The organism is Escherichia sp. B1147 (assembly GCF_001660175.1).
GTDB lineage: Bacteria > Pseudomonadota > Gammaproteobacteria > Enterobacterales > Enterobacteriaceae > Escherichia > Escherichia whittamii.
On the sequence record NZ_LFHY01000021.1, the window covers coordinates 23554 to 33915 of the forward strand.

The 10362-nt window shown below is 46.5% G+C and carries 11 protein-coding genes and 2 tRNA genes; 5 read left to right on the top strand and 8 right to left on the bottom strand.

All coding sequences use genetic code 11. From position 1 onward, the window contains the following. The first annotated feature begins 15 nt into the window (after positions 1–15). Complete coding sequence (locus A9180_RS20485) at positions 16–495, top strand: Hcp family type VI secretion system effector (protein ID WP_064530352.1); 480 nt, start codon at positions 16–18, stop codon at positions 493–495. Between the two features lie 343 nt (positions 496–838). Here A9180_RS20485 and A9180_RS20490 read toward each other — a convergent pair whose 3' ends face one another. From A9180_RS20490 to dnaQ, 3 genes are all read right to left on the bottom strand, one after another. Further along, positions 839–1624: a hypothetical protein gene (locus A9180_RS20490; RefSeq protein WP_064530353.1), complete on the bottom strand. Its 786-nt coding sequence runs from the start codon at positions 1622–1624 to the stop codon at positions 839–841. A 330-nt stretch (positions 1625–1954) separates the two neighbouring features. Then, positions 1955–2031: transfer RNA gene (locus A9180_RS20495), tRNA-Asp, on the bottom strand. A 132-nt stretch (positions 2032–2163) separates the two neighbouring features. Then, positions 2164–2895, bottom strand: coding sequence for a DNA polymerase III subunit epsilon (dnaQ, locus tag A9180_RS20500; RefSeq protein WP_010379295.1), 732 nt, complete (start codon positions 2893–2895; stop codon positions 2164–2166). A gap of 64 nt (positions 2896–2959) precedes the next feature. Here dnaQ and rnhA point away from each other — a divergent pair, with 64 nt between their 5' ends. Further along, positions 2960–3427: a ribonuclease HI gene (gene rnhA, locus A9180_RS20505; RefSeq protein ID WP_000917882.1), complete on the top strand. Its 468-nt coding sequence runs from the start codon at positions 2960–2962 to the stop codon at positions 3425–3427. Here rnhA and A9180_RS20510 read toward each other — a convergent pair. After that, complete coding sequence (locus A9180_RS20510) at positions 3424–4146, bottom strand: class I SAM-dependent methyltransferase (protein WP_064530354.1); 723 nt, start codon at positions 4144–4146, stop codon at positions 3424–3426. The two genes, rnhA and A9180_RS20510, sit on opposite strands and share 4 nt — an antisense overlap. 33 nt (positions 4147–4179) lie before the next feature. On the opposite strand from A9180_RS20510, the gene gloB reads away from it, so the two are divergent. After that, on the top strand, positions 4180–4935 hold the full coding sequence (gene gloB / locus A9180_RS20515; protein WP_064530355.1) for a hydroxyacylglutathione hydrolase: 756 nt from the start codon (positions 4180–4182) through the stop codon (positions 4933–4935). A gap of 71 nt (positions 4936–5006) precedes the next feature. Next, positions 5007–6365 carry a murein transglycosylase D gene (gene mltD / locus A9180_RS20520; RefSeq protein ID WP_064530356.1) on the top strand — a complete coding sequence of 453 codons (1359 nt, stop codon included), beginning with the start codon at positions 5007–5009 and terminating at the stop codon, positions 6363–6365. Between the two features lie 47 nt (positions 6366–6412). Here the strand turns inward: mltD and A9180_RS20525 are convergent, their stop codons facing one another. Both A9180_RS20525 and A9180_RS20530 read right to left on the bottom strand, forming a co-directional pair. Further along, positions 6413–7183 carry a class I SAM-dependent methyltransferase gene (locus tag A9180_RS20525; RefSeq protein WP_064530357.1) on the bottom strand — a complete coding sequence of 257 codons (771 nt, stop codon included), beginning with the start codon at positions 7181–7183 and terminating at the stop codon, positions 6413–6415. 77 nt (positions 7184–7260) lie between these two features. Then, positions 7261–8061, bottom strand: coding sequence for an endonuclease/exonuclease/phosphatase family protein (locus A9180_RS20530; protein WP_064530358.1), 801 nt, complete (start codon positions 8059–8061; stop codon positions 7261–7263). A gap of 239 nt (positions 8062–8300) precedes the next feature. On the opposite strand from A9180_RS20530, the gene yafC reads away from it, so the two are divergent. Beyond that, on the top strand, positions 8301–9215 hold the full coding sequence (yafC, locus tag A9180_RS20535) for a DNA-binding transcriptional regulator YafC (RefSeq protein ID WP_064530359.1): 915 nt from the start codon (positions 8301–8303) through the stop codon (positions 9213–9215). Here yafC and dkgB read toward each other — a convergent pair. Further along, positions 9212–10015, bottom strand: coding sequence for a 2,5-didehydrogluconate reductase DkgB (gene dkgB, locus A9180_RS20540; protein WP_064530360.1), 804 nt, complete (start codon positions 10013–10015; stop codon positions 9212–9214). The genes yafC and dkgB overlap by 4 nt on opposite strands. Positions 10016–10177: 162 nt before the next feature. Beyond that, positions 10178–10254: transfer RNA gene (locus A9180_RS20545), tRNA-Asp, on the bottom strand. Between the last annotated feature and the right edge of the window lie 108 nt (positions 10255–10362).

The following is a 10362-nucleotide window of genomic DNA, read 5'->3' on the forward strand; positions in this document are numbered from 1 at the left end:
TTAAGGAGAATAACAATGGCAAATCCCGTCTATCTGACACTAAACGGAGAACTTCAGGGTCTGATATCGTCCGGATGTTCATCTATGCCGTCCATCGGTAACAAAGCCCAAATTGCACATCAGGATCAAATCATGGTGACCTCATTGTTGCATGGTCTGAGCCGCGCGCAGAACGTCAACCATCAGGAGCTGACCATCACGAAACCGGTGGACAAATCCTCCCCCTTGCTGGGAAAGGCCATTTCAGAAAATGAATGCCTGACCTGTGATTTTGTATTCTACCGCACCAACCGCTTTGGTATTAATGAACCGTACTACAAGCTGAAACTGACTAACGCCCGGATCTCAAACATCGGTCTTACCGTTCCCCACACCATTACCGACAGCCCTGGGCAGCCGGAAGAGTCTGTATCATTTACGTATGAGAGTATCAACTGGGAGCACAGTGTCGCCGGAACCAGTGCATACAGCCTTTGGAGTGAACGGATTTTCTAAGTTGCCAGGGGAGTCTTTCATCTGCATTATTGATATATCTTTAAAAGACAGCTTAATATTATAGGATAAAATGATAAAGTACGGTTAATCACGAATAAAAATTCTTGATTAACCGTACCGGCTGTTTTTATAGATTTATATGATGTATTTTTGACAGTTCAACCGAAAACTCGATCCTCAGCTTATATATTGAGAAGGCAATAAATAACTTTAAAACGGCTTCTTACTACTACTGAAGAAAAATATATATGTTAAATCAATTAACAGACTTGCTCCAGACTGTAGAATAGAAAAAATACCCCTTCTTGCTAAGTACCATTAAAACGTCTGGTATTAAACCTGACTACTGATAGCGATTCACCAGATCTTTAACCACTGCTGCGTACGTTTTCTGCTTAAGTTGCGAAACCTGCTGTTCTGCCACATCAAGGCTGCCAGAATTTTTATTCCCTATCTGCGGAAAAATCACTTTCGATTCATAATTCACCGGCGACCAGGTAGCCCACTCACCTGTAGCCACATCCACCAACGTGAAGCGCACCAAATAACGCAGTGACATCGTATCAGTCAATTTTTGATTTTTATAATCTGACCAAACTATTGATTTCAATCCAGAGTCATATTTTCCTGTCTGCAGCGTATCCTGGTAAACAATAATCGCTTTCTGATGGCCTTTTGCCGCAACAAAACGCAGTGCCTGCATCCAGTTCATATTTTCAGCATCTGCAACATTCTGGTTTTCGTCTTTGTTTTTGTCTTTATTACAAGTTACAGGCTTTTGCCTGTCAGGAATGCCAGAAAATGTGGCAACTGTATAATATTTTCTCATCTCCTCCTGCATGATGGTTTCCGGTGCACGGCTACCTGATTGAACAAGAATTACAGGTGAATTAAGAGGAACGCGAAACTCCTCTCCCTCAAGGGCAGCCTGGATGTCCTCCTCGGAAACAGCCAGAGTGGTTTCATTACCAAACAGGTCTTTGTCTGTCAGTTGTTGGGGAGCGTTTTTATTAATATTACTTTGTGTAGCTGGGGCTTTTTTTTTCTTTGCATCAATAGGAGATTCAGAGGAACATCCCGAGAGAAGCGAGAACAATAAGCATATGCAACAAGTCGTTTTTGAATTCATAATCGGACAATCCCTCGCCTGTCATAATAATTATAATGTTTAGCACTGATAACGAGTTCTAATTATATACTCTACTTGAATCAGAACAAACCAAAATAATGATAAACATAAATTCATTAAATCAATATAAAAATAAAATTCATAATGTATGAATATATTTAAATTGGATAATTATAATAATGTTGAATAATTACAAATGGACTATAATACGCGGTTAACGCATTTATATCAGAGTAACATTATTGAATGAAGAAATGGCAGAATTTAAATATAAAAAAACCTCAAAATTAAAAATTTTGAGGTTCTCTGACTCATTTTCATGAGTGAATTTGGCGGAACGGACGGGACTCGAACCCGCGACCCCCTGCGTGACAGGCAGGTATTCTAACCGACTGAACTACCGCTCCGCGTTGTGTTCCGTTGGGAACGAGGCGAATATTACGGATTGCCTCGTCCTTCGTCAACGGTTTTTCTCTTCTTTTGAATCGTTTGCTGCAAAAATCGCCCAACCTGCTATTTTTAGCGCCTTAAACGGTTAATTAGGCCCGCCAAAGGCAGCTTCCGCCTTTCTTCTGCACCAGATCGAGACGGGCTTCATGCGCGGCAAGCTCTTCATCTGTCGCAAAAACAACGCGTAACTTACTTGCCTGGCGCACTATACGCTGAATTGTTGCTTCACCTTGTTGCTGCTGTGTCTCTCCTTCCATCGCAAAAGCCATCGACGTTTGACCACCTGTCATCGCCAGATAAACTTCAGCAAGGATCTGGGCATCGAGTAATGCCCCGTGCAGCGTACGTTTACTGTTATCTATTTCGTAGCGAGCGCATAACGCATCGAGGCTGTTGCGCTTGCCGGGAAACATTTTCCTCGCTACCGCAAGGCTATCGGTGACTTTACAGAAGGTATTGGTCTTCGGAATATCCCGCTTGAGCAGAGAAAACTCATAGTCCATAAAGCCGATATCGAACGCGGCGTTATGGATCACCAGCTCCGCGCCACGGATATAATCCATAAATTCATCAGCCACATCGGCAAACGTGGGCTTATCAAGTAAAAACTCATCGGCAATACCGTGTACGCCAAAGGCTTCTGGATCCACCAGCCGATCGGGCTTCAGATAAACGTGGAAGTTATTGCCCGTCAGACGACGGTTCACCACTTCCACGGCACCAATCTCAATGATCTTGTGGCCTTCATAGTGCGCGCCAATCTGGTTCATACCTGTGGTTTCGGTATCGAGAACGATCTGGCGTGTAATTGCAGTGCTCATAGCGGTCATTTATGTCAGACTTGTCATTTTACAGTTCGATTCAATTACAGGAAGTCTACCAGAGATGCTTAAACAGGTAGAAATTTTCACCGATGGTTCGTGTCTGGGTAATCCAGGACCGGGAGGTTACGGTGCTATTTTACGCTATCGTGGACGCGAAAAAACGTTTAGCGCTGGCTACACCCGTACCACCAACAACCGTATGGAGTTGATGGCCGCTATTGTCGCGCTGGAAGCGTTAAAAGAACACTGTGAAGTCATTCTGAGTACCGACAGCCAGTACGTTCGCCAGGGGATCACCCAGTGGATCCATAACTGGAAAAAACGTGGCTGGAAAACAGCAGATAAAAAACCAGTAAAAAATGTTGATCTCTGGCAACGTCTTGATGCAGCACTGGGGCAGCATCAAATCAAATGGGAATGGGTAAAAGGTCATGCCGGGCATCCAGAAAACGAACGCTGTGATGAACTGGCACGTGCTGCGGCAATGAATCCCACGCTAGAAGATACAGGTTATCAAGCAGAAGTTTAAGCCTGTGGTTTACGAAATTGCCGGGTGGCGCCGACCGCCTGGCGAATTCGCGGTTTGTTTTTGCTCTGTTTTATCGGGTTGAGAGTTAAAGGAATAGTCCGTTTCCGGGCAACGATAAGTTGTAAGCAACCAAGCGCAGGAATATGCGCGCTCAATAGTTTTCCACCATGTTTGTTCCACGGGAGAACGTGGAAACGGCTGGCGTGTAGCACTTCAAAATTCAACAAAGAGAGCCAGTCCAGTTGCCGCATAAGGGTAAACATCCGGCTGTTATAGGGCGATGTTTTTCGCAATACCGGCACAAGTTTGCGTAATCCCATTAAACTGATGGGATTGAAGCCGCTAATTACCAGCCAGCCATCATCAATCAATACCCGATCGGCTTCACGCAATAAACGATGCGGATCGGTGCACCATGGCAACGTATGTGCCAGTAAACAAACATCGACGGATTTATCAGCAAAAGGAAGATGAAGCGGATCTGCCTGCACCTGGACGGGTGTTCCTTGCGCAGAAACATTCACTTGATGAGAAACCGCGCACGCTTCGCAATTGATTTCTGCGCTTAAATTGCCAATCTTAAGCAGATGAAAACCATACATTTTCGTGAACCATGGGTTGAGCTGGCGCTCCAGCGCCTTGCGATAAAGCTCTCCCCAGGGCAAATCGCCCCAGCAATCAGGAGCCACGACTGTTTGAGGGTTCCTTGCCGGTTTCATCACAACCTTCCGTTTCACACTGAGAGGTAATCTATGAATCTTAACAGTATTTCCGCCTTTGATGACAATTACATCTGGGTTTTGACTGATGAAGCAGGCCGTTGCCTGATTGTCGATCCTGGAGAAGCGGAGCCGGTAGTCAAGGCCATTGCTGCCAACAACTGGCAACCGGAGGCAATATTTCTCACACACCATCATCACGATCACGTTGGCGGCGTGAAAGAACTGGTGGAAAAGTTTCCGCAAATTGTGGTCTACGGTCCACAAGAGACACAAGATAAGGGAACAACGCAGGTAGTCAAAGATGGCGATACCGCCTTCGTTTTGGGGCATGAATTTAGTGTAATTGCTACACCAGGTCACACTTTAGGACATATCTGTTACTTCAGTAATCCTTATCTATTTTGCGGTGATACTCTTTTTTCTGGTGGCTGCGGGCGTTTATTTGAAGGCACAGCTTCTCAAATGTATCAATCACTTAAAAAATTAAGTGCTCTACCTGACGATACCCTGGTATGTTGTGCTCATGAATATACTTTATCAAATATGAAGTTTGCCTTGAGTATTCTTCCGCACGATTTGTCCATAAATGATTATTATCGTAAAGTTATTGAGTTACGGGCAAAAAATCAAATAACACTCCCCGTAATTCTGAAAAATGAGCGGAAAATTAATGTTTTTTTAAGAACAGAAGATATTGATTTGATTAATGTAATTAATAAAGAAACATTATTGCAACAACCTGAGGAGCGTTTTGCCTGGTTAAGGTCAAAGAAAGATAGATTCTGATAAAACTTTCTTGTCATCGGCTTCGTTCGCCGTTATGATCGGTCGTCTTTTAAGCAACTATTGACACACACATGAAGGCAAAAGCGATATTACTCGCCTCTGTCCTGCTCGTGGGTTGCCAGAGTACCGGTAACGTCCAACAGCACGCACAGAGCCTTTCTGCAGCTGGTCAAGGGGAAGCAGCAAAGTTTACAAGTCAGGCACGATGGATGGACGATGGGACGTCTATCGCGCCAGATGGTGACTTGTGGGCTTTCATAGGCGACGAGCTAAAGATGGGAATTCCGGAAAACGACCGGATTCGCGAACAGAAACAGAAATATTTACGCAATAAGAGCTATCTCCACGATGTAACTTTACGGGCAGAGCCGTATATGTACTGGATAGCCGGGCAAGTTAAAAAACGTAACATGCCTATGGAACTGGTACTACTACCCATAGTGGAGAGCGCTTTTGATCCTCACGCGACGTCTGGCGCCAATGCCGCAGGCATTTGGCAGATCATTCCGAGTACGGGGCGCAATTATGGTTTGAAACAGACCCGCAATTATGACGCGCGTCGCGATGTTGTTGCTTCAACAACTGCCGCGCTGAACATGATGCAGCGTCTGAACAAGATGTTTGACGGCGACTGGCTTCTGACCGTAGCGGCTTATAACAGCGGCGAAGGTCGAGTCATGAAGGCAATTAAAACGAACAAAGCACGTGGAAAATCCACGGACTTCTGGTCGTTACCGTTGCCGCAGGAAACGAAGCAGTACGTGCCTAAAATGCTGGCATTGAGCGATATTCTCAAAAACAGCAAACGTTATGGCGTACGTCTGCCAACGACCGATGAAAGCCGTGCTCTGGCGCGTGTACACCTAAGTAGCCCGGTTGATATGGCGAAGGTTGCAGATATGGCGGGAATTTCCGTCAGCAAGCTGAAGACATTCAACGCTGGCGTGAAAGGCTCCACGCTGGGCGCAAGTGGTCCACAGTACGTGATGGTGCCAAAGAAGCATGCAGATCAACTGCGTGAATCTCTGGCTTCCGGCGAAATTGCTGCTGTACAGTCGACACTGGTTGCCGACAATACGCCGCTTAACAGTCGTGTTTACACTGTGCGCTCTGGCGACACGCTTTCAAGCATCGCTTCACGCCTCGGCGTAAGCACAAAGAATTTGCAGCAGTGGAACAATCTGCGCGGTTCTAAGCTGAAACCAGGCCAAAGCCTGACGATTGGTGCAGGTAGTAGTGCACAGCGACTGGCAAACAACAGTGACAGCATTACGTATCGTGTGCGCAAAGGTGATTCGCTTTCAAGCATTGCTAAACGCCACGGCGTAAACATCAAAGATGTAATGCGCTGGAATAGTGATACTGCGAATCTGCAACCAGGCGATAAGCTGACGTTGTTTGTGAAAAACAACAACATGCCAGACTCCTGACAAACCAGATAACAAAAAGGCACCGATTCCCCCGGTGCCTTTTTTATTTATGCCGCTTTATGTGCTTCCACCATGATGATATCACTGGTGAAAGAGCCATCTTGCTGCAAGGAAAAATACGTTTTCACCTCAGTCGATGCGCTCTGTTGGTAAACGCGAATAGCGTCCACTAACACTTCTGGCGTGCGCATTCTCGCGACCCATGAAGAAAATTCCAGCGGTAATTTATCCGTAATTAAATTACCAACAACCAAATTGGCTTCATTAATTAACGTCAACCACTCACCACTGGCGTAGTTACGCACATGCGATATATCGCGTAACGCCTCTACCGTCTGTAACCAGATATCGCGTACCGGATGCCCTGGCGACATGACATCCATCACAATCAGCAGACCACCAGGCTTCAATACCCGATTAACTTCTCGCAGCGCTGCACCAACATCATGCCAGTGATGGGCAGAATAACGACTGATAACAATATCAAAGGAGTTTTCGGCAAATGGCAGACTTTCGGCATACCCCTGACGGGTGGTGATATTTTTCAGTTGTCGGGCTTCGGCAGCCTGTACAACGACATCCAGCATTTGGGCAGATAAGTCATACGCCACCACCGCTTTCACGTTTTGCGCAGCGACAAAGCTGGCATGCCCTGCTCCACAACCCATATCGAGTACACTCGCATCAGGATAATCAGCCAGACGCACCGCCAGGCGCTGTAAATCTCGCCCGGAAGCATGTACGGTACTGGTCAGATATTCGCTGGCTTGAGAACTAAACTGCTTTTCTACGTGGTTATGGTGGGATTTTGTTGCCATTGCGCTGTCCTTTTGTTGTTTGAGTATAAAAGGGCAGTGCCAAACGTTGGTCTGCCCTGTGGCAGACCTGACATACCTTATTTATCAGGCTTGCCGGGACTGAATTCAACGAGTAGCGGATTGTGGTCAGAAGCGCGCGTCACCAGTACAGAAGCTTCGCTGACGTTCAAACCACGGTAGAAAACAAAATCAAGCGGTCGGCCAAATGCCCGTCGACGCTGATCATCAGTAAAACGCACCTGGCGCAGCGACATTTCCCGCGCAAAGCGATATAGCGCGTTCATCCTTCTACGGCTCCAGGCATTGAAATCTCCCGCCATAATGACTGGGCCGCTGTGATGGGCAATCTGATCGCCAATAGGAAGTAACTGCTTACTGTAAACATCTACGCCCAGACTAAAATTGACGGCGTGAATATTGACGACCATCAACAGGCGGGTATCAGGTAAAGGGTAGACCGTCACCAGCGCGGATTTCGCGAGACGTAAAATAGGTTCACGTTCACGTAATGGACAGCAATAAATGGGATGCGCCGCCGAAAGGGTCATTACACCGGAAGGATGCTGCGGCAGCACGAAAGCGGGTACCTGATCGGCAGCAAGATAGTTAGCAGTCGCAAACTCTACTAACTCTGGCGTTGTTTGCGCTTCCTGTAATAAAACCAGATGTGCATCTTTGCCGTAGTTTTTCAGTACAGACAACCATTCAGCACGTTGCTGTTTGTATATGTTCCACACCAGGATCCGAATACGCTCTTCGGTACTTAACGGTTCTCCGGGCGGTAATGCCTGGCCAATGCTCGCAAAAGACCCCGGCGGTAAAATCCTTTCCGCAGGTTGTCCGGCAACATAGCGCATGGCATAGGTGTTTTTTCGCACTTTTGACTTTGAAACCTCTATTACGTCACCCCTTCCGCATTCAGGAGGGTTCTACTGTTATAGGGATTTTAACTCACTCTTTCAACGAGCAATTGTAGATTGTTATGTAAGCAAGTACTTACGCCGGACTGAATTTTACTCTTTATTGAGCTCATTAAATCGGATGACATATCACCTACCCGAATGGTTTAATAACAAATAAATCCACAATCTCTCTTATATTTGCGACAGAGGCAAAAATGAAAGCTACGTCGGAAGAACTCGCTATTTTTGTTTCGGTTGTCGAAAGCGGAAGCTTTAGCCGGGCAGCCGAACAATTAGGGCAAGCGAACTCAGCGGTAAGCCGGGCAGTAAAGAAGCTGGAAATGAAACTCGGCGTAAGCTTGCTTAATCGCACCACGCGACAACTTAGCCTGACGGAAGAAGGCGAGCGTTATTTTCGTCGCGTGCAGTTGATTTTGCAGGAGATGGCTGCGGCTGAATCAGAAATTATGGAGACGCGTAATACGCCGCGCGGACTGTTACGGATCGATGCTGCAACTCCCGTGGTGCTGCACTTTCTAATGCCGTTAATTAAGCCATTTCGTGAACGGTATCCGGAGGTGACTTTGTCGTTAGTCTCCTCTGAGACGATTATTAATTTGATTGAAAGAAAAGTGGACGTCGCGATTCGCGCCGGTACGTTAACAGATTCCAGTTTACGTGCCAGGCCATTGTTTAACAGTTATCGAAAAATTATCGCCTCCCCTGATTATATTGCCCGCTATGGCAAGCCAGAAACTATTGACGATTTAAAGCAACATGTTTGCCTGGGATTCACTGAACCCGCTTCCCTCAATACCTGGCCTATAGCCTGTAGTGATGGGCAATTACATGAAGTGCAGTACGGTTTGTCATCCAATAGTGGAGAAACGCTGAAACAGCTTTGCCTGAGTGGCAATGGAATTGCGTGTTTGTCCGACTATATGATCGACAGAGAAATTGCTCGTGGTGAACTGGTGGAGTTAATGGCAGATAAAGTACTGCCGGTAGAAATGCCCTTTAGCGCCGTCTATTACAGCGACCGTGCAGTAAGTACGCGCATCCGGGCCTTTATCGATTTCCTTAGCGAGCATGTAAAAACAGCTCCCGGAGGAGCTGTCAGAGAGGCTTAATCCCATTCAGGAGCCAGCCCTTCCGGACTTACCAGGCGGTCGTTGCAATCCAGTGCGGCGATCGCTTTTTTATCTTCGGCATCAAGCTGTAAATTAACTGCCTGCAGGTTGCTCGCCAGGTTTTCACGTTTGGTAGAAGATGGAATCACCGAGTAACCTTCCCCCATAGCCCACGACAGGATCACTTGTGCCGGGGTCGCATTGTGTTTTGCTGCTATGCGAGCAATAACTTCATCTTTCAGGGCTTTACCATATGCCAGCGTCATATAGGAAGTAATATGAATGCCGTGCTGTTTGGCCCAGTCCACCACTTTACGGTTTTGCAGATAAGGAGAGAGTTCAATTTGGTTGGTGGCGATGTTTTCAACACCAACAGCAGCAATCGCTTTTTCCATCAATGGGATCGTGAAGTTGGAAATACCGATCTCACGCGTCAGCCCTTGTTTTTTCGCATCCAGCAGCGCCTGCATAAACTCTTCGACTGATACCGCATCATTTGGTGACGGCCAGTGGATCAGTGTCAGATCAACATAATCGGTACGCAGCTTTTGCAGGCTCTCTTTCAGGCTTGGGATCAGTTTGTCTTTACTGAGGTTTTCAATCCAGATTTTAGTGGTGATGTAGAGTTCATTACGTGGCACGCCGCTTTCTGTAATCGCCTGACCTACTGCCGCTTCGTTATCATAGATTTGTGCGGTATCAATTGTACGATAGCCAAGTTCTAGCGCCGTTTTCACAGATGAAATAACAACGTCGTCTTTAAGACGGAAAGTACCTAAACCAAATGCAGGGATAGCCATAATATGCCTCTTTTAATGCTATGTTCGTTAACTGAGATGATTATGGGCTTCAGACTGTTGCGGAAAAAGAGCGTAAAACGCAGAGAATTTTTGCGATTTTAGCAAAAATAGAAATACAGACTAAAAAAAACCTCGAGCGTTAACTCGAGGCTTCTTAATAAGTGGCGGAACGGACGGGACTCGAACCCGCGACCCCCTGCGTGACAGGCAGGTATTCTAACCGACTGAACTACCGCTCCACCGAATTCTTTTACAACCACCGGTTTTATGACCGGCTTACTGCTTAATTTGATGCCTGGCAGTTCCCTACTCTCGCATGGGGAGACCCCACACTACCATCGGCGCTA